At 72.7% G+C, this 22,660-nt stretch carries 18 protein-coding genes; 7 read left to right on the top strand and 11 right to left on the bottom strand.

The features are described 5' to 3' along the window. Positions 1-11 precede the first annotated feature (11 nt). On the bottom strand, positions 12-1,679 hold the full coding sequence (locus tag ACFVDM_RS15145; RefSeq protein ID WP_383638550.1) for an extracellular solute-binding protein: 1,668 nt from the start codon (positions 1,677-1,679) through the stop codon (positions 12-14). A 456-nt stretch (positions 1,680-2,135) separates the two neighbouring features. Here ACFVDM_RS15145 and ACFVDM_RS15140 point away from each other — a divergent pair, with 456 nt between their 5' ends. Both ACFVDM_RS15140 and yicI read left to right on the top strand, forming a co-directional pair. Then, positions 2,136-5,000 carry a glycoside hydrolase family 3 C-terminal domain-containing protein gene (locus ACFVDM_RS15140; protein ID WP_383638547.1) on the top strand — a complete coding sequence of 955 codons (2,865 nt, stop codon included), beginning with the start codon at positions 2,136-2,138 and terminating at the stop codon, positions 4,998-5,000. A gap of 52 nt (positions 5,001-5,052) precedes the next feature. After that, positions 5,053-7,332 carry an alpha-xylosidase gene (gene yicI, locus ACFVDM_RS15135; RefSeq protein ID WP_383638545.1) on the top strand — a complete coding sequence of 760 codons (2,280 nt, stop codon included), beginning with the start codon at positions 5,053-5,055 and terminating at the stop codon, positions 7,330-7,332. Positions 7,333-7,401: 69 nt separating this feature from the next. Here the strand turns inward: yicI and ACFVDM_RS15130 are convergent, their stop codons facing one another. Beyond that, positions 7,402-7,929 (bottom strand): DUF4232 domain-containing protein, encoded by a 528-nt coding sequence (locus ACFVDM_RS15130; RefSeq protein WP_383638542.1) that lies wholly within the window; start codon positions 7,927-7,929, stop codon positions 7,402-7,404. A gap of 266 nt (positions 7,930-8,195) precedes the next feature. Between ACFVDM_RS15130 and ACFVDM_RS15125 the strand changes: the two genes are divergently transcribed. Further along, a complete protein-coding gene (locus ACFVDM_RS15125) occupies positions 8,196-9,101 on the top strand; it encodes a S41 family peptidase (protein ID WP_383638539.1) in 906 nt (301 codons plus the stop codon). A gap of 30 nt (positions 9,102-9,131) precedes the next feature. Here the strand turns inward: ACFVDM_RS15125 and ACFVDM_RS15120 are convergent, their stop codons facing one another. After that, on the bottom strand, positions 9,132-10,502 hold the full coding sequence (locus ACFVDM_RS15120) for a cytochrome P450 (RefSeq protein ID WP_383638536.1): 1,371 nt from the start codon (positions 10,500-10,502) through the stop codon (positions 9,132-9,134). Positions 10,503-10,738: 236 nt separating this feature from the next. Here ACFVDM_RS15120 and ACFVDM_RS15115 point away from each other — a divergent pair, with 236 nt between their 5' ends. Further along, positions 10,739-11,308 (top strand): TetR/AcrR family transcriptional regulator, encoded by a 570-nt coding sequence (locus ACFVDM_RS15115; RefSeq protein ID WP_383639159.1) that lies wholly within the window; start codon positions 10,739-10,741, stop codon positions 11,306-11,308. 49 nt (positions 11,309-11,357) lie between these two features. Next, positions 11,358-12,191 (top strand): GNAT family N-acetyltransferase, encoded by an 834-nt coding sequence (locus ACFVDM_RS15110; RefSeq protein WP_383638533.1) that lies wholly within the window; start codon positions 11,358-11,360, stop codon positions 12,189-12,191. Here the strand turns inward: ACFVDM_RS15110 and ACFVDM_RS15105 are convergent. The 4 genes from ACFVDM_RS15105 to xylB all read right to left on the bottom strand — a co-directional run bounded on the left by ACFVDM_RS15105 (position 12,168) and on the right by xylB (position 16,857). After that, positions 12,168-12,992, bottom strand: a complete 825-nt coding sequence (locus ACFVDM_RS15105; protein WP_383638530.1) for a hypothetical protein — start codon at positions 12,990-12,992, stop codon at positions 12,168-12,170. The genes ACFVDM_RS15110 and ACFVDM_RS15105 overlap by 24 nt on opposite strands. Then, on the bottom strand, positions 12,992-14,260 hold the full coding sequence (locus tag ACFVDM_RS15100) for a VWA domain-containing protein (protein WP_383638527.1): 1,269 nt from the start codon (positions 14,258-14,260) through the stop codon (positions 12,992-12,994). Before ACFVDM_RS15100 ends, ACFVDM_RS15105 begins: the two co-directional genes overlap by 1 nt. An 86-nt stretch (positions 14,261-14,346) precedes the next feature. Next, the gene (locus ACFVDM_RS15095; protein WP_383638524.1) at positions 14,347-15,234 is read right to left on the bottom strand and encodes a hypothetical protein; all 888 of its coding nucleotides are present in this window, start codon (positions 15,232-15,234) and stop codon (positions 14,347-14,349) included. A gap of 135 nt (positions 15,235-15,369) precedes the next feature. After that, positions 15,370-16,857, bottom strand: a complete 1,488-nt coding sequence (xylB, locus tag ACFVDM_RS15090; RefSeq protein ID WP_383638521.1) for a xylulokinase — start codon at positions 16,855-16,857, stop codon at positions 15,370-15,372. 282 nt (positions 16,858-17,139) lie between these two features. Between xylB and xylA the strand changes: the two genes are divergently transcribed. Next, complete coding sequence (gene xylA / locus ACFVDM_RS15085; protein WP_383638518.1) at positions 17,140-18,309, top strand: xylose isomerase; 1,170 nt, start codon at positions 17,140-17,142, stop codon at positions 18,307-18,309. 84 nt (positions 18,310-18,393) lie between these two features. On the opposite strand, the gene ACFVDM_RS15080 is transcribed toward xylA, so the two are convergent. The 4 genes from ACFVDM_RS15080 to ACFVDM_RS15065 form a co-directional block, all read right to left on the bottom strand. Continuing rightward, positions 18,394-19,638 carry an ROK family protein gene (locus ACFVDM_RS15080; protein ID WP_383638515.1) on the bottom strand — a complete coding sequence of 415 codons (1,245 nt, stop codon included), beginning with the start codon at positions 19,636-19,638 and terminating at the stop codon, positions 18,394-18,396. A 93-nt stretch (positions 19,639-19,731) separates the two neighbouring features. Beyond that, positions 19,732-20,355, bottom strand: a complete 624-nt coding sequence (locus tag ACFVDM_RS15075; RefSeq protein ID WP_383639156.1) for a DUF305 domain-containing protein — start codon at positions 20,353-20,355, stop codon at positions 19,732-19,734. A 26-nt stretch (positions 20,356-20,381) separates the two neighbouring features. After that, on the bottom strand, positions 20,382-21,032 hold the full coding sequence (locus ACFVDM_RS15070) for a DUF3105 domain-containing protein (RefSeq protein WP_383638512.1): 651 nt from the start codon (positions 21,030-21,032) through the stop codon (positions 20,382-20,384). A gap of 133 nt (positions 21,033-21,165) precedes the next feature. Beyond that, complete coding sequence (locus ACFVDM_RS15065; RefSeq protein ID WP_383638509.1) at positions 21,166-21,594, bottom strand: hypothetical protein; 429 nt, start codon at positions 21,592-21,594, stop codon at positions 21,166-21,168. Positions 21,595-21,707: 113 nt separating this feature from the next. On the opposite strand from ACFVDM_RS15065, the gene ACFVDM_RS15060 reads away from it, so the two are divergent. Then, on the top strand, positions 21,708-22,613 hold the full coding sequence (locus tag ACFVDM_RS15060) for a phospholipid scramblase-related protein (protein WP_383638506.1): 906 nt from the start codon (positions 21,708-21,710) through the stop codon (positions 22,611-22,613). Positions 22,614-22,660: the final 47 nt, after the last annotated feature.

Genomic DNA, 22,660 nt, shown 5'->3' with positions numbered 1-22,660 from the left:
CGGTGGACGCGTCAGTTTCCGGAGCCGTTCTTGTCGAGAATGTCCTGGTACCAGGCGCGCAGCTTCTCGCCGCCGCTCTTCTTCCAGGTGTTCACGGCCTCGTCGATGTCGCTGACCTTCTTGCGGCCGCGGCGGATGTCCTTCTGGAGGTCGTCGAACGGTGTGTAGAGGGAGGCGTAGCGCTGGGGCTCGACGACCTGCATGCCGAAGAAGAGGGGCTTCTTGACGTACGGGGCCTGGCGGGCCATCCAGCCGGCGTAGTCCTTGGCCAGCTGCGGCTGGTCCGGGTAGGCGATCGCGGTGGGCGGCGAGGCGACGAAGAGCAGGGTGGAGGGCTGGGCCTCCTCCACGCCCTGCGGGGTGTAGGTCGGGGCGCCGTCCTTGATCGTGTAGTGGGTGCCCTTGACGCCGTAGTTGGTGAGCATGAACTCCTCGGTGCCGAAGGGCGCCGCCGCGTAGTCGGCGATCGCGAGGAACTCCTCGATCTTCTCCTTGGGGAGCTTCTTGCTGAGGAAGGTGAAGATGCCCGCCGGGTCCGACTGCCACAGGACCGGCTTGCCGCCGTCGTCGTGGAAGAAGTCGAGCGCCTGCATGTCGAACTTCGGGTTGGACGCGGCCTGTTCGGTGACCATGCCCTTCCAGCCACCGGTGCCGTCGTTGTACATGATGGTGTGGCCGCTGGTGAAGCGGATCTTGGCGTCGGCGTCCTTGCCGGCCTCGGCGTCCGGGTGGACGTAGCCGCCGTCGTGGAGCTTGCGGGCGAAGGCGAGCGCCTCGCGGTACTCCTTGGTCTCGATCTTGTGGACCAGCTTGCCGTTCTCCAGCTGCCAGTAGTGCGGGGCGTCGGGCAGCACGCCGAAGATCATCTGGATGCAGACCCAGAGGTCGTCGAAGGCCCAGACCTTCTTCTTCGGGTTGGTGTACTCCTTGCCGAAGGCCAGCAGGTCGTCGGCGCTGGCCGGCATGGCGCCGGAGCCGGTCAGGTCCTTGCGGTAGAAGAGGGCGTTGCCGAGGATCGGGTTGGGCATGGGCAGGCCGCGCAGCTTGCCGCCGAAGACCGAGTACTGCCAGGCGCCGGTCGGGATGTTCGCCAGGTTCGGGTACTTCTTGACCGCGTCACCGGCCAGATACGGGGTGAGGTCGGCGAACTTGGCGACGATGGCGTTGCGGATCTGGCCCTGCATGTTCCAGCCGGGGATGGTCATGGCGTCCGGGATGTCCGAGCCGGCGAGGACCGCGCCGATCTTCTCCTGGTACGTGTTGCCGTCCTGCGGGTCGAAGTCGAGGGTGGCGCCGACGGCCTTGTTCACGGCCGTGTAGTACGGGTTGTTCTTCTTCGGGACGGTGCCCCACAGCGGGGTCATGACGCGGAACTTCGATCCCTTGCCCGGAACGGACTTCACCGAGACGGCCAGGGGGTCCGGCAGCTTCGTGAAGCCGGGGCTCGATCCGTTGACGCTCGCGATGTCCGGCTCGACCAGGTTCAGCGGGACGTAGTTCGGGACGACCTTCTTGAGCTCCTTGCCCGTCGTCGTCCCGTCCTTCTTCGCGGACCCGGAACCGCCGCACGCGGCGAGCAGCGGCACCCCACCGGCCACGGCGACGGCGGCGACCGCGCCCGTGGCGAGGAAGCTTCTCCGGCTCGGGGCCGTGGAGGAGGGGATGGAATTCGGCGTCATTGCGTCAACCCTTCGAAGCGCACCAGGACGACACGTGGCGGACGGCCGCCGTTCGGTTCCTGTGTCTGAGGTGGGGCGTTGCTGGCTGGACCGGTCCGACCGGGTCCAGGTGAAGCGGTTCAACAGGGAAGCGGCGGATCCTGCTGCCGCCCCCGGAAATCATGGGCGCGAGGCGCCCCATCGAGACTTCGTCGAAGCGCTTCGATGTTGCAGCGAGGTTAAGTGAAGGGTTCCGGTCGCACAAGAGTCCGTTTCCAACTTCATGGCTCCCGTTTCCGAACCGTTTCCTGGGGTGATCCGAGTCTGTGCGGCACCTGAGGAGGTGACGGGGCCTTGACACCTGTGGGGTTGGCCGTTGAGCATCGAAGCGCTTCGAAAGATCTTCCGGCGCCTTCTCGGTGTGCGCATGAGCCAACCGACCCGGAACACCACCCACCTCTCCAAGGGGATCCGCACGTGACGGAACAACCGCAGCCCTTCCGCGATCCGCAGCTGCCCTTCGCCAAGCGCATCGACGATCTGCTTCAGCGGCTCACGCTCGACGAGCGGATCGCGATGCTGCACCAGTTCGCACCGGCGGTCGACCGGCTCGGGCTCGCGCCCTTCCGCACCGGCCAGGAGGCCCTGCACGGGGTGGCCTGGATGGGGCCGGCCACGGTGTTCCCGCAGGCCGTCGGCCTCGGCGCCACCTGGAACGACGAACTGGTGCGCCGCGTCGGCGAAGCGGTCGGCAACGAGGTCCGCGCCAAGCGCGCCGACGACGACCGCATCGGCCTCAACGTCTGGGCCCCGACCGTCAATCTGCTCCGCCACCCGCTCTGGGGGCGCGGCGAGGAGGGGTACTCCGAGGACGCCCGGCTGACCTCCGCCATCGCCGTCGCGTACACCCGGGGACTCCGCGGCGACCACCCGCTCTACTGGCGCACCGCCCCCGTCCTCAAGCACTGGCTCGCCCACAACAACGAGACCGGACGCGACGTCACCTCGTCCTCCGTCCGCCCCCGGGTGCTGCGCGAGTACGACCTCAAGGCCTTCGAGGACGCCGTGCGCGCGGGCGCCGTGGCCGGGGTCATGCCCGCCTACAACCTGGTCAACGGCCGCCCCAACCACGTCTCGCCGCTGCTCGCCGAGTACCTGCGTGCCTGGACCGACCGCTCCCTGGTGGTCTGCTCCGACGCCGGAGCCCCCTCCAACCTGGTCGACTCCGAGCACTACTTCGACACCCACGAGGAGGCGACGGCCGCCGCCCTGCTGGCCGGCGTGGACAGCTTCACCGACCACGGTCAGGACTCCACCGTCATGACCGGCCGGATCAAGGGCGCCCTGGAACGCGGGCTGCTCGACGGGCACGACATCGACACCGCCGTCCGGCGCCTGCTCGAACTGCGCTTCTCGCTCGGCGAGTTCGACCCCGAGAGCGACCCGTACGCGGACGCCGCCGCCTTCGACACCGAGGAGCACCGGGCCCTCGCCCTGGAGGCCGCCGAACAGGCCGTCGTCCTCCTGAAGAACGACGGCATCCTGCCGCTCGACCCCGGTGCCGGGAAGACCGTCGCCGTGGTGGGGCTCCTCGCCGACGCGTGCAAGCTCGACTGGTACAGCGGCACCCTGATCCACCGCTCCACCCCGCTCGACGGGATCCGCGAGCGCTTCGGCGCCGACCGCGTCGTCTTCGCCGAGGGCGCCGACCTGGTCCGGCTGAAGTGCGCGGACGGCTGGCTGCGGATCCCCGAGGCCGCCGGTGCCGCGGACTCCGCGCGCGGTGCCGAGGGCGCGCTCGACCCGGCCCTGCTCGCCGGACGCACCGACCTGCCCCCGCTCACCTGCGGCGACACCCCGTCCGAGCTGGCCCTGATCGACTGGGGCAACGGCGTCCTGACCTTCCGGGAGCCCGAAGGCCGCTATCTCTCGGTCGCCGAGGACGGCTATCTGCGCGCCTCGGCGGACGAGCCCGGCGGCTGGATCGTTCAGGAGACGTTCCGTCTGGAGGCGGCGGAGGGTCACGACGGCGGTCACCGCCTTCTGCACATAGGTACGGGTGGGTACGTCTCTGTCGCCGCCGACGGCGTAAAGGTTGCCGCCCCGGGCGAAGAGGATTCCCGGACCGCCGCGACGGTCTTCGAGACCGAGACCGTCGAGCGCGGCGAGGACGCCGTCGCCCGCGCGGCCGCCGCCGCGGACACCGTGGTCGTGGTCGTCGGCAACGACCCCCACATCAACGGCCGCGAGACCGAGGACCGCCCGACCCTGGACCTCCCCGCCCAGCAGGAACGCCTCTGGCGCGCCGCCCACGCCGCCAACCCGCGCACCGTCCTGGCGGTCACCTCGCCCTATCCGTACGCCCTCACCGACGCCGCCGCCACGCTGCCGGCGCTCCTGTGGACCGCGCACGGCGGCCAGGCCGCCGGCACGGCGCTCGCCCGGGTCCTGTCGGGCGACGTCTCCCCGGCCGGCCGGCTGCCGCAGACCTGGTACACCTCCGACGCGGAACTGCCCGATCTGCTGGACTACGACATCATCGGCTCCCGGCAGACCTACCTCTACTACGAGGGCACCCCGCTCTACCCCTTCGGCCACGGCCTCTCGTACAGCTCCTTCACCCACAGCGCGCTGACCGCCGCACGCGACGGCGATCTGCTCCGGGTCGCGTGGACGGTGACCAACACCGGCACCACCGACGCCGACGAGGTCGCGCAGCTCTACGTCCGCGCGGTCGACCCCTCCGTCGTCCGTCCCGTGCGCCAGCTCGCCGGACACCGCAGGCTGCACCTGGCGGCCGGCGCCTCCGAGCGGATCGACCTCACCCTGGCGCTGTCCGAGATCGGGCACTGGGACGTCGCCCACGGCCGCTGGACCGTCGAGCCCGGCGCCTACGAGATCCAGGCCGGCGCCTCCAGCGCGGACATCCGGCTGATCGCCGTCGTCGACATCGACGGCGAACCCGCCGGCCCGCGCCCCGTCCTGGACCGGGGACTGGAGGCCGCCGACTACGACGAGCAGCTCGGCACCGAGATCGTCGACCGCGCGAAGCGGGCCGGCGACGCCGTCACCGCCGTCGCCGAGGCCAACGAACTCCTCTACCGCCGCTGCGACTTCGCGGCCGGCGCCGGATCGGCCGAGGTGCTCGCCTCCGGCGAGGGTGCCGTCGTGCTCACCGCCGGCTCCACCACCGTCACCGTGCCGGTCGCGCCCACCGGCGGCCCGTACGACTACCGCGCCGCGACCGCGCGCCTGGACGTCTCCGGCACCACCGATCTGCGCATCACACTGCGGGGCACGGTGCGCCTGGCCCGGATCGCCTTCAGCGGGGCCGGCGCGTGAGCCGTACCGCCCGCACCCCCGCCCGCATCCTGCCCCGGCAAGGAGTCCGCACATGAAGTTCACCGACGGCTTCTGGCTCATGCGTGAGGGCGTACGCGCCTCCTACGCGACCGAGATCCGCGATCTGCGCGCCGACGGCGACCGGTTCACCGCCTACGCCGCCGTGAAGCGCGTCGCCGCCCGAGGCGACACCCTGAACACCCCGCTCCTCACGGTCGACTGCTTCTCCCCGGCCGAGGGCGTCATCGGCGTCCGCGTCACCCACCACGCCGGGCGCGTCCACCACGGACCGGACTTCGACCTGCCCGGACGCGACCCGTCCGCCGCCGGCGCCCGCGTCCGGCGGGACGGCGCGGTCACCGAACTGACCAGTGGGCCGCTCACCCTGCGCATGGACGGCGACGGCCCCTGGGGCATCAGCTTCCTCGACGCCGACGGCCGTCGGCTGACCGGCGTCGACAGCAAGGGCACCGCTTTCGCGACCCTCCCCGACGGCAGCCACCACATGGTGGCCCAGCTCGCCCTGGACGTCGGCGAGAACGTCTACGGCCTCGGCGAGCGGTTCACCCCGTACGTCAAGAACGGCCAGACGGTGGACATCTGGCAGGCCGACGGCGGCACCAGCAGCGAACTGGCCTACAAGAACATCCCGTTCTACCTGTCCTCGCGCGGCTACGGCGTCTTCGTCAACCACCCCGGCAAGGTCTCCTTCGAGATCGGCTCGGAGTCCGTGGGCCAGGTGCAGTTCAGCGTCGAGGACCAGTCGCTGGAGTACTACATCGTCGCAGGGCCGACACCCAAGGAGGTCCTGGCCCGCTACACCGCCCTCACCGGCCGCCCGGCCCTCCCGCCGGCCTGGTCCTTCGGGCTGTGGCTCACCACCTCCTTCTGCACCTCCTACGACGAGGAGACCGTCACCTCCTTCGTCGACGGCATGGCCGAGCGCGAGATCCCGCTCTCCGTCTTCCACTTCGACTGCTTCTGGATGCGCGAGTACCAGTGGTCGGACTTCCTCTGGGACCCGGACGTCTTCCCGGACCCGGAGGGCATGCTGGCCCGGCTCAAGGAACGCGGGCTGCGCATCAGCATGTGGATCAACCCGTACATCGCCCAGAAGTCCGCCCTGTTCGCGGAGGGCGCCGAGCACGGCTATCTGGTGCGCCGCCCCAACGGCGACGTCTGGCAGTGGGACCTCTGGCAGCCCGGCATGGCGCTGGTCGACTTCACCAACCCGGCGGCGCGCGCCTGGTACACCGGCAAGCTCCGGGCCCTGCTCGACCAGGGCGTGGACTGCTTCAAGACGGACTTCGGCGAGCGCGTCCCCACCGACGTCGTCTGGCACGACGGCTCCGACCCGGAGCGCATGCACAACTACTACGCCCAGATCTACAACCGCACCGTCTTCGAACTCCTGGAGAAGGAGCGCGGTCACGGCGAGGCCGTCCTCTTCGCCCGCTCGGCGACGGCCGGCGGCCAGCAGTTCCCCGTCCACTGGGGCGGCGACTGCTTCGCCTCCTTCACCGCCATGGCCGAGTCGCTGCGCGGCGGGCTCTCCCTGTCGCTCTCCGGCTTCGGCTTCTGGAGCCATGACATCGGCGGTTTCGAGGGCACCCCCGACCCCGCCGTCTTCAAACGCTGGCTGGCCTTCGGCCTGATGTCCTCGCACAGCCGGCTGCACGGCAACGTCTCCTACCGCGTGCCGTGGGCCTTCGGCGAGGAGGCGGTGGACGTCGCCCGCACGTTCACGCTCCTCAAGCACCGCCTGATGCCGTACCTGTACCAGGCGGCCGTCACCGCCCACCGCACCGGTGTCCCGGTGATGCGCCCGATGCTGCTGGAGTTCCCGGGCGATCCGACCACCCGGATGCTGGACCGCCAGTACATGCTGGGCCCGGATCTGCTGGTCGCCCCCGTCTTCACGGAGGACGGACAGGTCGAGTACTACGTCCCCGAGGGCACCTGGACCGTCCTGCTGACCGGCGAGACGGTCACCGGACCGGTCTGGCGCCACGAGACGCACGGCTTCGACAGCCTGCCGCTCCTGGTCCGTCCCGGCGCGGTCCTGCCCTGGGGCGCCGACGACCAGCGCCCCGACGGCGACTGGCTGGACGGGCTCACCCTGCGGGTCTTCGGCGGGGCGCCCGACGGGGAGACGGTGTCCGTCACCGTGCCGGACCCGACCGGTGAGGAGGCCGCCGTCTTCCGGGTGGAGCGCAACGGGGAGACCCTGGCCGTCACCGCCGAGGGCACCGACCGCCCGTACCGCGTGGTCGCCGAGACGACGGGTGCCGAGGCGGAGGGCACGGGCACGGTGGTGCTCGGCGGCGTCTGACCCGGTGGACACGGTGCGGGGCGGGCAGCGTACGGCTCCCCGCCCCGCAGTGCGTGTACGGGCCCCGGCTCAGCGGGTGGCCGCCGCCAGGGCCGCGTCCGCCGCGTCCCGCGTGGAGTGCCAGAGCGTGGTCACCGGCGACCAGACCCGGATGCCCGCGTCCATGCCGACCGACGCGGCGGAGAAGGTGACCCCGTAGTGCCCCGGATCAGCCGCCACGGAGATGCTGCCGACCACGTGCCCCTGGTCGGAGCCGCGCTCCGCCGTCCGCACGGCGGCGTACCCGCGCTCGCCCGGTGAGAGGACGTACGGCCCGCTCGTCGCGGGCGGCACGGGCTCGGCCGAACCGTCCAGGCCCGTGAACGTGACGGTCGGGATCCGGTCCACCGCGCAGCTCCGCGCTCCCTGGTTGGCGACGGCGATCCGGGCCGTGCCGGACTCCGCGCCGGGCGACGCGGTGATCCGCAGGACCTTCTCCCGGCAGGGCGCGGGAGCGGCGGACGTCCCGGCGGTGGCGGTGCCCACGGCACCGGTGGCCGTCAGGGCCAGGGCGGCCGCGGTGGTCAGCGCGGCGGTGAGGGCGGAACTCGGACGCATGATGCTGCTCCCCTTGGATCGACAGCCTGCGAGCGCGGCCTGACGGCCCCGGTGGCCGGTGAGGGCCGACAGGAACAGTCTGAAGGGTATGCCGGATTAATGACGACAGATCGGACATGTTCGTTACGTATCCGTGGTGATCCGCGACCCGGCCGGGCCGGGCCCGGCCCGGCCCGGCATCGCGGAGCACGTCACGATGGCGGACCGTGCGGGAACGTGCCTGAAGTCTTTGACGCTTCGGCGAGGGCGGTGCTCTACTCCCTGCCATGACGACTGCGACGAAGCTTCCGCCCGCCCCTGTCATCGACGAGACCGTCCGGCTCCTCACCGAGCACTACGTCTTCCCCGAGATAGCCGAGCAGCTCGCGGACCTGCTGCGACGACGGCTCACCGAGGGCGCCTACGACGTCGACGACGCCGAGGAGCTCGCCCGGCTGGTCACCGCGGACCTGCAGTCCGTCAACGGCGACCGGCACCTGAGACTGAAGCACCACGCCGACCCGGTGTCCCCGAAGCAGGGGGCGGCCACCCTGGACGCCATGCGCCGGGACTTCGACGCCTCGCTGGGCGGTGCGCCCCGGGTGCAACTGCTCGACGGAGGGGTCGCCGTGGTGGAGCTGGCGCCGATGCTGTTTCCGCTGGAGTGGGCCGCCGAACCGCTGAGTGCCGCCCTCACTCTGGCCTCCCGCGCCCAGGCGCTCATTGTGGACCTCCGCGACAACCGGGGCGGCGACCCGGACACGGTCGCCTTCGTCTGCAGCTACCTGCTGGACCAGCGCACCCACCTCAACACCATGCACTGGCGCAGCGGTGAGCGCAGCGAGCAGTCCTGGAGCCTGCCGCACGTCTCCGGCGCGCGCTTCGGCGGCAGCAAGCCGTTGTACGTGCTGTCCAGCGACAGGACCTTCTCTGCCGCCGAAGAGCTGGCCTACGACCTCCAGCAGCTCGGCCGCGCCGAAGTCGTCGGCGAGGCCACCCGCGGCGGCGCGCACCCGTGCCAGGGCTGGACCGTGCACCCCCACCTGGAAGCCACCGTTCCCGTCGGCCGCGCCGTCAACCCCGTCTCCGGCGCGAACTGGGAGGGCACCGGTGTGCAGCCGGACGTCCCGTGCGCCGCTGCTGATTCCCTCGACCGCGCTCACGCGCTGGCCCTCGCCCGACTGGCAGGCTGACCCGGTCCGGGCTCCAGTGCCCCCCACGCCCTAGCGGCGCGCCCGGACCGTGGCCAGCATGTCGCGGTCCGGCTGGAGGGTCAGGGTCGGGACCGGGTTCACCGTGCCCGGGTCGACGTCCAGGTCGAAGCGGCGGGCCAGCACCGCGAGGATCAGCACCGCCTCCACCATCGCGAAGCGGGTGCCCAGGCAGACCCGGGGACCGCCGCCGAAGGGGAACCAGGCGTACTCCGCGATCTCCTCGCCCGCCTCCGCGTCCCACCGCTCCGGCCGGAACGCCTCCGGCTCCGGGAACCACCGCGCGTCCCGGTGCGTCGCCCACTGGCTGCTCCACACCCTGGTCCCCTCCGCCACCGGCAGCCCGCCGATCCGGGCGCCCTCCTTGGCCACCCCGGTGACCAGCCAGATCGTCGGGTACAGCCGCAGCGTCTCCTTGACCACGGCCTGGGTGTAGGTGAGTCGCGCGTAGTCGTCGAATCCGGGGTCGCGGTCGCCGAGGACCCGGTCCAGCTCCTCGGTGAGCGCGGCGCGCGCTCCCGGGGTGCGGGACAGCAGGTACCACGCCCACACCAGCGTCGAGCTGGTCGTCTCGTGGCCGCCGATGTACAGCGTGACGGTCTCGTCGCGTATCTCCCGGTCGCTGAGGCGGGCGCCCGTCTCGTCCACGGCGGTGAGCAGCCGGCTGAGCAGGTCCGGACGCTCGTCGGTGCCGTCGCGGTGACGGGCGACGACCCGGCCGACCTCGGCGTCGATGACGGCGGCGGCCTTCCTGATCCTGGCCCGCCCCGGCGTGGGCACCCAGTCCGGCAGCAGGGCCCCGATTCCCGCGAACTCCTTGCCGATCTCGGCCTGGGCCACGTCCATGGCCCGGCCCATCGCCTCGGCGTCGGCCGGGGTGTCCACGCCGAAGATCGTCCGGACCGCGATCTTCTGGGTGAGCGCCGCCATCTCCCGCTTGACGTCCACGCGTTGGCCGTCGGCCCAGGTGTCCGCCAGCTCCACCGCGCTGTCCGCCATGGTCGCCGCGTACGACTTCACCTGCTTGGGGCGGACCGAGGGCTGGACGAGCGAGCGCTTGCGCCGCCAGTCGGTGCCGCGTGCCACCACGACGCCGTTGCCCATCACCGTACGGAACGCGATGCCGAGCGCCGGCTGGTCGAAGGTGCGCTCCGTCTCGGTCAGCAGCTCGCCGATGCACTCCGGATCGGCGACGAACAGGCAGTCGTTCGGGCCGAAGCGCCACCGGACCAGGTCCCCGTGGGAGCGCAGCCGCTCGAAGAAGGCGAGGGGGTTCCTGCCGAACTGCGGCATGTTCCCGAGGAAGGGCACCCCCCGGGGGCCGGGGACGATGCGGTGGCCGCGCGGCGCGGCGTCGACGGCCGGCCCGGTCTCCGTGGACATGGAAGGTCTCCGCTCTGACGGTCCGGCCGGGGCGATCGCGTGTCACCGGCCTTGTGACGTACGTGAGTTGCCGAGCCTAGCCCGGACATGACACACCTGCCGCCCCGCTCCGGACGCATCCGGCCACCGGGACCCCCGACGGTCCGTGCCGCCTGAAGGGCGCACCCGTTTGCCTAGACCCCTTAGGCACGCGCATGATGAGGGAGGAGCGAGGCGACGGCGGCGAGGAGGAGGCGATGGTGCGCGCGGGACTGACCCCGGACCGGCTGGCACGGGCCGGCGCGGAACTGGCCGACGAGGCCGGTTTCGACGCCGTGACCGTCTCCGCCCTGGCCCGCCGCTTCGATGTCAAGGTCGCGAGCCTCTACTCGCACGTCAAGAGCTCCCACGACCTCAGGACGCGCATCGCCCTGCTGGCCCTGGAGGAGATGGCCGACCGGGGCACCGCCGCCCTCGCCGGACGCGCGGGCAAGGACGCCCTCGCCGCCTTCGCGCACGTCTACCGTGACTATGCCCGCGAGCACCCCGGCCGCTACGCCGCCGCCCAGTTCCCCCTCGACCCGGAGGCGGCCGCCGCGAGCGCCGGAGCCCGGCACTCCCGGATGACCCGGGCCATCCTGCGCGGCTACGACCTGGCCGAACCCGACGAGACCCACGCGGTCCGGCTCCTCGGCAGCGTCTTCCACGGCTTCGTCACCCTGGAACTGCGCGGCGGCTTCAGCCACAGCGTCCCCGACTCCCAGGAGTCCTGGGAACGGTCCGTGGACGCGCTGGACGCCCTGCTGCGGAACTGGCCGTCGGCCTGAGGGAAAACCCGCTTCCCCGGCGGTCCCGGGGCCGGGGAGGATCCGGGGCATGGACCACGATCCGTTGATGACGCGGGACCGCCGGCTGTGGGAGTGCCTGGCGGGGGTGCCCGGAGCCTTCTCCCTCTCCGGCGGCCCGGTCGTGGTCACCGCTCCCGGCTCGGCGCTCGCCCCGCCCTCCTGGGTCGGCACGGTCCGCCTGGGGGACACCGCCCTGATCACGGCACCCACGGACGCCTCCGCCTGCGCCGTGCGCCGCGCGCTCGACGGCCTCCCGCCCGCCGCGCTCACCGACCCCGCCCGGATCGCCGCCCTGCTGCCGGTCGCCGAGGTGCTGGGACCGGCCACCCTGGCGTATCCGGAGCCCGGGGACTTCCGGCCGCACCCCGCCCCGGACGGAACCGTCACCACCCTGCCCGCCGGCCACGCCGAACTGTTGGGCCTCCTCGGCGCGGTGAGCGAGTCGGACGCCGACGAGTGCGGTCTCGACGAGCTCACCTCGCCCGCCTTCGTCGTACGCGACGACGGGGGAGCGCTGCTCGCGGCGGCGGGCTACCAGGACTGGCCGGCGGACACGGCCCACCTGTGCGTGCTGACCGCACCACGCGCCCGGGGCCGGGGACTGGCCCGCCAGGTGGCCTCCGCCGCGACCGCGCACGCCCTCGCGGCCGGACGCCTGCCCCAGTGGCGGGCGCGCCCGGAGGCGTCGCGACGGGTGGCCCGAGCCCTCGGATTCCGGGAGCTGGGACGTCAGTTGAGCGTGCTGCTCGCCGAGGCTCCGCCCGCCGCCGACACCGGCGACGGAAAGGGGCGGGAACTGTCGGCCGACAGCTCCCGCCCCTTTCCGCCCGCTCCGGCGTCAGACGCCAGGCGGAACGTGTGACGGGCGGCCCCGGCCGCGCGTCACGGAGTAGCCGAAGACGGCCGCGAGAGAGGCCAGGACACCGCCGCCGGCCGTCCACAGCCAGCGGCTCGTCCACCAGCCGCCGGCCCAGCCGTCCTCGGGCTCGGCGCGGACGGCGACCGGGGCGGGGGAGGCGACGGAGGCCGCCGTGCCGGTCGTGGAGATGCCGGGGACGAGCGGCTGGGAGAGATGGCCGTCCACGTCGGTGGCGCCGCTCCTGTCGGCGGAGGTGACCTCGAACTCCGTACGCACGGGGAGTCCGAGGTCGGCCGACGGCAGGTCGACGACCGTCAGCCGCGCGTAGTAGCTGCCGGGCAGCGGGTCGTTCGCCCACGGCTCGGACCAGGCCCGCACCACCCGCAGCACACAGGTCAGTTCGACCGACGCGGCGTCGGCGGCGGCCTTGCCGGTCTGCTTGCCGTACATGCAGGCCTGGCGGCGGCGCAGTCCGTCGTACACGTCGATCTGCCAGGTCGAGGCACCGTGCCGGGTGGCGGCCTCGGGAAGCGTGACCTTCGCCCGGACCGTGGGCCGCTGACCCGCGTCGGCGGGGAAGACCCAGTACAGGTAGTCGCCCGTGGAGGCACCGGCGGTGGCGGTCTGGCCCTGCTCGACCGCCGTGGCGGTACGGAAGGCGGTGCCGGCCTCGGTGGGGCCGGAGCCGTCGCCGGAGGCGCCGGGGCTCGGCGACGGATCGTCCGCGACCGCGGCGCCCGCCCCGGTGAGCAGAGCCAGGCCGGTCAGCAGCGCGCCCGCGAGCACGCGTCTCGTACGGAACATCAGTTGGTCCTCCAGACGGCGACGCGCCAGCGTGAGATCCAGCCCGTCAGCAGACCGGCGATCAGACCGGTGAGGGTGAGCAGGCCCAGCAGCCACCAGCCGTGTCCGAGCCCGAACGCGGCGGCGTCCGAACCCTGGTCGGGGGCGTCCACCAGGTCGATGGTCAGCTCGACCGGCAGACCGGGGGTGGTCTTCACCGAGGCGGCGGCGGAGTAGGAGTGGGAGACCTGGAGGCAGACCGTCTCGGCGGCCGGCTTGTCGTTGTCGTCCACCTCGGGCTTCGGGTAGCGCAGCCCGGAGGAGATGGCGTCGGTCCGTCCGGTGCCGGACTCGGAGCCCCGTACGATCTCGCGGCCGTGCACGGTCACCGCCCGCAGCAGCATGCCGTAGTCGTTGTTGACCGCGCGGTCGGCGAACACACTGGCCGAGGCCCGCAGTTCCTGGCCCGGCAGCACGTCGACGCGGTACCAGCGGTGCTCGGAGAACTTCGCGCGGTCGGTGTAGAGGCCCGGCTTCAGCTGCGGGGCGTCGGTGCAGCTGCCCGCGCCCTCGGTGGCGACCGGGGTGACCACGGGCTCGGCGGCCCGGTCCACCAACTGCTTCACACGGCCGGAGAGTTCGTCGGTGTGCTGGACGGCCGTGTAGGTGCCGCCGGTCGCCTCGGCGATGCAGGTGAGCTGCTGGCGGATCTTCGCGTTGGGCACCAGACCGAGGGTGTCGATCACCAGGTGGATGCCGCGCGCCGCGATGTCGCGGGCGACCTCGCACGGGTCGAGCGGGCCACAGGTGTCCTCGCCGTCACTGATCAGGACGATGCGGCGGGTGGACTCACCGCCCTTGAGGTCGTCGGCCGCGCCCAGCAGCGCCGGTCCGATCGGGGTCCATCCGGTGGGCGCCAGGGTGGCGACCGCCGTCTTGGCCTCGGTGCGGTCCAGCGGGCCGACCGGGTAGAGCTGCTTGGTGTCCTTGCAGCCGACCTTGCGGTCCTCGCCCGGGTAGTCGGCGCCGAGCGTGCGGATCCCCAGCTCCACGCTCTCGGGCACCGCGTCCAGCACCTCGTTGAACGCCTGCTTGGCGGCGGTCATCCGGGACTGGCCGTCGATGTCGCGGGTGCGCATCGAGCCACTGACGTCGAGGACCAGCTCGACCTTGGGAGCCGGCGGCGGCAGGGTGTCGTTGGCCGACGCGGGGAGAGCCGTGCCGAGCCCGGCGGTCAGGGTGGCGAGCAGAATGCCCACCCCGACCGTCAGCCTTCTTCTTATGATCATCGCCCGGATAGTAGTGAACATCTGTTCGCTGACCAAAACGGCTGGTGGACCGCCGGGCCCGGCGCACGACGGGTCATGACGGCAGGTCAGTCCTGCTTGCGCAGGATGTAGAGGTCCCAGGAGTCCGGGTCGCCCCGGTACGCGTAGAGCTTGGGGCGCTCCTCGGTGCCCAGGACGTACCACCAGGTGGCCACGTCGTCGCAGCCGGAGAGGGTGAGCGTCGTCTGCTGGGCGCTCGGGCCGTCACCCGGGTCGAACTCCCAGGTGCCGGTCCCGTCGCAGTCGCCCGCCGGAGCTCCGAAACCGTCGTGCTCGTCGAGGCCGGACGCCGTGGCGAGGCCGCCGTCCGCGAGGGTGAGCGTTCCGCCGTGACCGTCGGACCAGCTCCCGGCCAGCGTGGCCGGGGACATCCGCGGAGGCTCGTAGACGGTGGCCAGGCCCGTCCCGTACGCCGTGGCCCAGGCGGCCGCCGTCAGGGCGACCGCGGCGGCCCCGCCGCACGCGGTCCGGAGGAACAGGCTCACCCCGCGCCCCCGCCAGGTGTCCCGCAGGGCGAGCCGGGCCGTCAGGACCGCCGCGGAGAGCGCGACGGTCACCGTCGCCCAGCACCAGAGGGACGCCCCGGGGCCCGCGCCGAGCGCGGCGGCCGCTCCCGCCACAAGTCCCGCCTCCACGACGGCCGTTGCGGGAACCCACCACCAGACGTCGGCCCGCCCGGTCGCGGAACGCCCCAGCCGCCTCGCCAGTGGGACGGTCGGCATGACCAGGGCGGCCGAGAGCACGAGGCACACGACGCCGACGAACAGGGCCAGGAAGGGGAGCAGGATCAGCCCCAGCCCGAGATTGCCGATCACGTTCGGTGCCTCGTCCGACAGCTCGTCGAGGCGCAACGACGCCCCGGCCACCGCCGCGGCGGACAACAGCACCGCGGTCGACGTCCACAGGGCCGTACTTCTCTGACTCGTGGTGGCCATGGCCGACCTTTCCCCCGGCTGTCGTGGCACAGCCATCCGCAGGGGAATGTCTCACGGGCGGCCGGGCCGGCGCGGGGCGGGGTGCCGCAACGGTGGGTCCGCCGCCAGGCCGGTGCGGGGTGCCGCAACGAGGGTTTACCGCGCCGCTCCTCCCAGCAGCGGGCCCGCCGCCCGCTCCAGGACCGAGCCGACCCGCTCCCAGGTGGCGAGGTCCCGCTCCACCGCGGGCAGCTGCCTCTCCTCGCCGGTCTCCCAGCCGGAGGCGAGGGCGACCGGGTCCTCGCCCGTGGCCGCCGACGCGGCGAGGGCGGCGGCGCCGAGGGCGACGAGTTCGCCGGCGGCGGGCAGGATCACCGGGCGGCCGGAGAGCCGCCGTACGGTCTCCACCCAGACGTGCCCCTGGGCGCCGCCGCCGATCAGGCGCAGCGGACGGGCCGCGACCTCGGGGTCCTCCGGGTCCAGCCCGCAGGCCCGCAGCAGCGCGTCGAGCGCGCGGAGCACGGTGACGACGGCGCCCTCGTAGGCCGCGCCGAGGAGCTGCCGGGCGGTGGTGTCGTGCCGGAGACCGGTCAGGAGCCCGGCGGCGGCGGGCAGATCGGGGGTCCGCTCGCCGTCCAGGTAGGGCAGCAGGACGGTTTCCCCACCGGGCTCGGCGTCCGCGCGGTCCAGGCCCAGCAGCGCGGCCACCTTGTCGACGGCGAGCGTGCAGTTGAGCGTGCAGGCCAGCGGCAGATAGGTGCCGTCCGCGCCGGCGAACCCGGCCAGCGCGGGGGAGGCGGGCCGGGTCCGGGAGGCGCTGAAGACGGTGCCCGAGGTGCCGAGGCTGAGCACCGGGTGGTCCAGGAGCCCGGCACCCCCGAGCCCGAGGCCGACCGCCGCGCCCATGTTGTCCCCGGTGCCCGCGGCGACCGCGATGCCCGCGGGCAGGCCCAGTGCGGCGGCGGCCTCCTCGGTGAGCCCGCCGGCGCGGGCCGCGCCGCTCGGGGCCACCTCGGGCAGCAGCGTGGCGTCGAGGCCGAGCAGGGCGAGCAGTTCGGGGTCGTAGGCGCCGGTGGCCGTGGAGTACCAGCAGGTGCCCGAGGCGTCGCCGGGGTCGGTGACCGCGCGGCCGCAGAGCCGTTCGGTGAGGAAGTCGTGGGGGAGGCGGACGGCGGCGGTGGCGGCCGCGGTCTCCGGTTCGTTCTCGCGCAGCCACTGCCACTTGGACGCCGTCATCGAGGCGACCGGCACCGAGCCCGTACGGGCGGTCCATGCTTCGGCGCCGCCCAGCGCCTCGGTGAGCGCGGCGGCCTGCGGGGCGGAGCGGGTGTCGTTCCAGAGGAGGGCGGGGCGCAGCGGGGCCCCGTCGGCACCGAGGACCACCAGACCGTGCTGCTGCCCGGCGACGGCGATCCCGACGACGTGACGGGCCTCGGCGCCCGACTCCTTCAGCCCGGCGGCGACCGCCTCGCACAGGGCCCGCCACCACACCTCGGGATCGCTCTCCCGCGCCCCGCCCTCGCCGGTCACGACGTGCGCGGCCCGGCCGACGGCGAGCAGCCGTCCGGTGGCGCGGTCGACGAACGCGGCCTTCGTGGACTGCGTGGAGCTGTCCACACCGATGACGACCTCGTGCGGCGGCATGGCTGACCTCATTCTCGGGGTTCGGGGTCCCGGGCCGCGTGCCCCGCGCCACGGGTATTTGATCGTACACAAAACAAATTACGTGATCGCATCCGATCGGACCAGGGGGTGTTCCGGATTTCCGGCGCGTTCGAACAGGCTTCGGTGCGAGGGTCTGCGGATTGTCGATGCAGGGGGGTTACGTCGGCCCGGGGGTCCGTGCATGATTAGTCATGACAGTGAACAAATAGAGGTTCGGCCGCTCGACCGGCTGCGGACCCCTGGCACCGAAGGCGGCTGACCATGACGGAACGCTTCACGCCCACCCCCCAGGACAAGTTCTCCTTCGGTCTGTGGACCGTGGGCTGGCAGGGGCGCGACCCGTTCGGCGACGCCACCCGGCCGGCCCTCGACCCGGTCGAATCCGTCCAGCGGCTCGCCGAGCTGGGGGCGTACGGTGTGACGTTCCACGACGACGACCTCATCCCCTTCGGCTCCACGGACACCGAGCGCGAAGGGATCGTCAAGCGCTTCCGCCAGGCCCTCGACGCCGCCGGACTCGTCGTCCCCATGGCGACGACCAACCTCTTCACCCACCCCGTGTTCAAGGACGGCGCCTTCACCGCCAACGACCGGGACGTCCGCCGCTACGCCCTGCGCAAGACGCTGCGCAACATCGACCTCGCCGTCGAACTCGGCGCCACCACCTACGTCGCCTGGGGCGGGCGCGAGGGCGCCGAGTCCGGCGCGGCCAAGGACGTCCGGACCGCGCTCGACCGGATGAAGGAGGCCTTCGACCTGCTGGGCGACTACGTCACCGAGCAGGGCTACGACCTGCGCTTCGCCATCGAGCCCAAGCCCAACGAGCCGCGCGGCGACATCCTGCTCCCCACCATCGGCCACGCCCTCGCCTTCATCGAGCGCCTGGAGCGCCCCGAGATCGTGGGCGTGAACCCGGAGACCGGCCACGAGCAGATGGCCGGACTCAACTTCCCGCACGGCATCGCCCAGGCCATCTGGGCCGGCAAGCTCTTCCACATCGACCTCAACGGCCAGTCCGGCATCAAGTACGACCAGGACCTCCGCTTCGGCGCCGGCGATCTGCGCCAGGCCTTCTGGCTCGTCGACCTGTTGGAATCGGCCGGCTACGAGGGGCCGCGCCACTTCGACTTCAAGCCCCCGCGCACCGAGGGCTACGACGGCGTCTGGGCCTCCGCCGCCGGCTGCATGCGCAACTACCTGATCCTCAAGGAGCGCGCCGCCGCCTTCCGCGCCGACCCGGCCGTGCAGGAGGCGCTGCGCGCCTCCAGGCTGGACGAGCTGGCGCAGCCCACCGCCGCCGACGGCGTCGCCGGGCTGCTCGCCGACCGCTCGGCCTACGAGGAGTTCGACGTGACGGCCGCCGCCGAGCGCGGCATGGCCTTCGAGGCCCTGGACCAGCTGGCGATGGACCACCTGCTCGGCGTCCGCTGACAGCGCGACGGAGCAACGGGAGAGGGGGACGCGGCCCGAGCCGCGTCCCCCTCTCCTTGTGCTCCCGTCCCTGTGCTCCCGGTCTCAGACCGGGGTCCGGCCCGCGTACGCCGCGGGGTCGGCCAGCACATCCGTCATCACCAGGGCCGCCGCGCCCCGGGCCGCGTCGCCCGCCACGGACGAGGCGCGCAGCCGGCCGCTTCCCGGCGTCCATAGCCCGGACACCACCCGGCCGGTCAACTCCTCGTCGGCCGGCGGGGCCAGCCACGGCATCAGGCTCCGGTAGATCCCGCCGAGCACCACCGCGTCCGGGTCCAGCAGATTGACGGCCCCCGACAGCACCCGCCCGAGCATCCGGCCCGCCCCGGCGACGGCGTCCACCGCGCGCGCGTCCCCGGCCCGGGTGCGCCGCTCCAGTTCGACGACGCCCGCCCCGGTGCCGCTCTCCGGGATCCCGGCCGCCCGCAGGAGCGCCGCCTGACCCGCGTACTGCTCCAGACAGCCGCGCGATCCGCACCGGCACTGCGGACCGGCCGTGTCGACCACCACATGGCCGATCTCCCCGGCGAAGCCGTGCGCGCCGCGCAGCAGTTCGCCGTTGATCACGAGGGCGCCGCCGACGCCGATCTCACCGGTCAGATAGAGGAAGGACCGCACCCGCCCCAGCCCGCCGAACCACAGCTCGGCCAGGGCCGCGAGGTTGGCCTCGTTCTCCGAGCTGACCGTCAGCGGCGCGTGCCCCGGGCGCTCGGCGGCCAGCGCGGCGGCGAACAGCTCCTCGGCCGGCACCTGGTTCCACCCCAGGTTCGGGGCCTGGCGCACCGCGCCGTCCGAGACCAGTCCCGGCAGGGCCAGGGCCACCCCGACCGGGTGCAGCTCCTGCTCGCGCGCCGACTCCAGGGTGCGCGCGGCGATCCGCGCGGCGCGTGCCAGCACCTCGCCGGGCGGGGCGCCCCGGTTGTCGAGGTGCTCGGTGAGCCGGACCCGGCCGGTTCCGGCCAGATCGACGACGCACACCGAGACGTAGTCGATGTTGATCTCGACCCCGAGCCCGGACGGCCCGGTGCGGGCCGTCTTCAGCGCGGTCCCCGGACGGCCCGCCTGGCCGCTGAAGGTCTTGCCCGATTCGGTGAGGAACCCGCTGTCGATCAGCTGCTCGACCAGCGAGGACACGGCGGCCCGGGTCAGCCCCACCCGCGCGGCCACCCCGGCCCGGGTGGCCTCGCCCTCGCCCTCGTCCCGGACGGCCCGCAGCACGAGGCTGAGATTGCTGCGCCGGACGGTGTCCTTGTCGGCCTTGGGCCCCAGCGGTGTGAGGTTGCTCTTCATATCGGTCCCGAGCCTATGCGATGCCGTACGCCAGTACGGGCGGGATGTCCCGGTCCCGGCCGCGTACGGCAGGGACCGGGACCGGGGCGGCGCTCAGGCGCCGGCCCCGCGCTCCTTGAGCATGTCCGCCATGAGCGCGATCTCCGACTGCTGGCCGAGCACCATGCCCGAGGCGAGATTGCGGATCTCCTCGGTCCGGGCCGAGGAGGCGGCGGCGCGGGCCATCTCCGCCCCGGCCCTGTGGTGCGCGGTCATCAGCTTCAGGTACATCACCTCGGCCGTCCGGCCCTTCGCCGCGCGCAGCGCGTCGAGTTCGGTGCGGGTCGCCATGCCGGGCATCAGCGCGCCGTCGCCGCGCGGCGTGAAGGTGTGCCCCATCCACTCCATGGGCGGACCGGGCGAGCTCTTCGCCCGGTCCCAGGTCTCCAGCCAGCCCAGCATCATGCCGCGCTGGTTGGCCTGGGTGTTGATGATGTCGTACGCCAGTCGGCGCACCGCCTCGTCGGAGGTGCGGTCCCGGACGATGAAGGACATCTCGACGGCCTGCTGGTGGTGGACCGACATGTCACGGGCGAAGCCGACGTCCGCCGAGGACTCGGCGGGCGCGGCGGAGGACGAGGCGGCGGCCTTCGGCGCGGACGAGGACGCCGGGCGCGCCACCATCACCACCACCAGGACCAGGGCCAGCAGCAGCACCGCCCCGCCGGCCAGCAGCATCGGCCGCGAGGTGCGGTCGTCGGCCGTCACTGAGCGATCCCGCCTGTGCAGGCGGCGCCCGGCTCGGGGGTCTGCGCGCCCTGGACGTACTTCGTGAAGAACTGCGCGACCCGGGGGTCGGAGGCGCTCTTCACGGCCAGCTGCTTGCCCCAGGCGCTGAGCATCAGCGGGGATCCCTGGTCCTCCAGCGGGCTCATCAGCGAGTACGAGGTCGCCGACACCTTCTTCTCCAGTGCCTTCACATCGTCCGCGTCCGCCTTGCTCGTGTACGTGACCCAGACGGCGCCGTGCTCCAGGGAGTGGACGGCGTTCTCATTCGGTATCTCCTTGCTGTACACATCGGCGTCGCAGTTCATCCAGACCGGGTTGTGGTCGCCGCCCACCGGCGGGTTCATCGGGTAGTCGACCTTCTTCTCGACATGGTTCTGGGTGAGCTTGTCCCAGCTCTTCTCGCCCTCGACCGGCGAGGCCTTGGCGGCCGTCTCGGCCTTGTCCTGCTCGTCGGCGGCGTTCATCAGATAGCCGCCCCCGACGACGAGGCCGGCCACGACGACGACGGCGGCGGCGATGGTGAGGACGCGGCTGCGGCGCTCACGGGCGCGCTCCTGGCGCCGCGCCTCCTCCAGCTTGGCGCGGCGGGCGGCGGAGGCGGAGTTCTGGTTCTTGGCGGAAGCCATGGGGTTCCTCGGATTCGGTGACACGGACGGGACGCGGACATGCGGCAGCGGTTCCCGGACGGAGGGGGAGGCGCCGCGGTCGTACGGGCGGGCGCGGTCCCGGAGGGGAGCGCGGTCCTGCCCGGGGACGGTCCTAGATCCGTTGCACCTGGAGGGAGAAGCGGTCGACGTCGCCGACGGCGTCGTTCGACGGTCCGCGGATGGCCGAGGCCCCGGTGAGCGGTGCCGGGACGAGCGGGACGGCTGCGGTGGGCAGGGCCACGGGGGAGGGCTGGACGGGCAGCACGACCGGGGCCGAGTGCTCGGCCGTCCCGCTGCACGAACTGCCCGGACCCCGCTCGCGCGGGGCGTCGATCACCACGATGTCCACGGCGTCGCCGTGCACCGGGGGAACGGCCCAGACGGACGCGGGGGCGAACCGGCCGTGCTCGGCGGTGGGGGCGGGGTGCTCCGCGTCGAGCGAGCAGCACATGAGCAGGGCGACGAGGGCGAACGCCCAGCCGAGCAGCGCGGACGCGCGGGCGTGCCGCCGTCGCTCGGTGCGTTCGCTCAGCCAGGTCACCCGCGCATGATACGTGGTGTGTGAAGTTTCAATCAGGGTGAGGGCGGGCCGGGGAACCTGTGGATCGCCGGACGGGGGGTTCACGTTTCGGCCGGGCGGGATAGTGTGCCCCGGTGACCACGCACTCGAACGTATCTGCGGGCTGGTATCCGGATCCGCACGGCGCGCCCCAGCTGCTGCGCTACTGGGACGGCTCCCAGTGGACCGAGCACACCAACCCGGCCGGCGGTCAGGCCCAGGCTCCGGCGCAGACCGCCCAGCCGCAGACCGCCCAGCCGCAGGCCCCGGCCCAGGTGCCGCAGCAGCATCAGCCGCAGGCGGCCGCGCAGCAGTACCCCCAGCAGCAGGCGCCCGCCCAGCAGCAGCACGCGATGCCGCAGCAGGGCGTTCCGCAGCAGCAGGGCGGCGTCCCCGGTGCCGGTTCGCTCTTCAACCAGCAGGTCCTGGTGGTCAACCAGAAGGCCAAGCTGATCGAGGTCACGAACGAGTACAGCGTCTTCGACCAGCAGGGCAACACCATCGGCTCGGTCGTCGAGGTCGGTCAGAGCGCGCTGCGCAAGGTGCTCCGCTTCCTTACGAGCGTCGACCAGTTCCTGACGCACCGGCTGGAGATCCGTGACGCCTACGGGCAGCCGCAGCTCCTGCTGACCCGCCCGGCCAAGTTCATCAAGTCCAAGGTCATCGTGCAGCGCCCGGACGGGCAGCCGGTCGGCGAGATCGTCCAGCAGAACGCCATCGGGAAGATCAATTTCGCGATGATGGCCGACGGTCGCCAGGTCGGCGCGATCAAGGCCGAGAACTGGCGGGCCTGGAACTTCGCGATCGTCGACCACAACGACGCGGAGATCGCCCGGATCACCAAGACCTGGGAAGGCCTCGCGAAGACGCTGTTCACCACGGCGGACAACTACGTCCTCCAGATCCACTACCAGCTCCCCGAGCCGCTGCTGAGCCTCGTGGTGGCGACCGCGCTGACCGTCGACACCGCCCTGAAGCAGGACTCCCGCGGCCTCGGGTGAGCCCGCGGCCCCTATTCCGTACGCGACCGCCCGCGTCCCCGCCGATG

It is taken from the genome of Streptomyces sp. NPDC057682 (genome assembly GCF_042799575.1).
In the GTDB taxonomy this organism is placed as follows: Bacteria; Actinomycetota; Actinomycetes; order Streptomycetales; family Streptomycetaceae; genus Streptomyces.
The sequence above is the reverse complement of the archived record's forward strand: the minus strand, read 5'-3'. Positions and strand labels throughout refer to the sequence as shown.

Excerpts from the sequence above, each read along its gene's own strand:
- ACFVDM_RS15145 (WP_383638550.1), bottom strand. The coding sequence starts at position 1,679 with ATGACGCCGAATTCCATCCCCTCCTCCACGGCCCCGAGCCGGAGAAGC.
- yicI (WP_383638545.1), top strand. The coding sequence starts at position 5,053 with ATGAAGTTCACCGACGGCTTCTGGCTCATGCGTGAGGGCGTACGCGCC.
- ACFVDM_RS15130 (WP_383638542.1), bottom strand. The coding sequence starts at position 7,929 with ATGCGTCCGAGTTCCGCCCTCACCGCCGCGCTGACCACCGCGGCCGCC.
- ACFVDM_RS15125 (WP_383638539.1), top strand. The coding sequence starts at position 8,196 with ATGACGACTGCGACGAAGCTTCCGCCCGCCCCTGTCATCGACGAGACC.
- ACFVDM_RS15120 (WP_383638536.1), bottom strand. The coding sequence starts at position 10,502 with ATGTCCACGGAGACCGGGCCGGCCGTCGACGCCGCGCCGCGCGGCCAC.
- ACFVDM_RS15115 (WP_383639159.1), top strand. The coding sequence starts at position 10,739 with ATGGTGCGCGCGGGACTGACCCCGGACCGGCTGGCACGGGCCGGCGCG.
- ACFVDM_RS15110 (WP_383638533.1), top strand. The coding sequence starts at position 11,358 with ATGGACCACGATCCGTTGATGACGCGGGACCGCCGGCTGTGGGAGTGC.
- ACFVDM_RS15105 (WP_383638530.1), bottom strand. The coding sequence starts at position 12,992 with ATGTTCCGTACGAGACGCGTGCTCGCGGGCGCGCTGCTGACCGGCCTG.
- ACFVDM_RS15100 (WP_383638527.1), bottom strand. The coding sequence starts at position 14,260 with ATGATCATAAGAAGAAGGCTGACGGTCGGGGTGGGCATTCTGCTCGCC.
- ACFVDM_RS15095 (WP_383638524.1), bottom strand. The coding sequence starts at position 15,234 with ATGGCCACCACGAGTCAGAGAAGTACGGCCCTGTGGACGTCGACCGCG.
- xylB (WP_383638521.1), bottom strand. The coding sequence starts at position 16,857 with ATGCCGCCGCACGAGGTCGTCATCGGTGTGGACAGCTCCACGCAGTCC.
- xylA (WP_383638518.1), top strand. The coding sequence starts at position 17,140 with ATGACGGAACGCTTCACGCCCACCCCCCAGGACAAGTTCTCCTTCGGT.
- ACFVDM_RS15080 (WP_383638515.1), bottom strand. The coding sequence starts at position 19,638 with ATGAAGAGCAACCTCACACCGCTGGGGCCCAAGGCCGACAAGGACACC.
- ACFVDM_RS15075 (WP_383639156.1), bottom strand. The coding sequence starts at position 20,355 with ATGCTGCTGGCCGGCGGGGCGGTGCTGCTGCTGGCCCTGGTCCTGGTG.
- ACFVDM_RS15070 (WP_383638512.1), bottom strand. The coding sequence starts at position 21,032 with ATGGCTTCCGCCAAGAACCAGAACTCCGCCTCCGCCGCCCGCCGCGCC.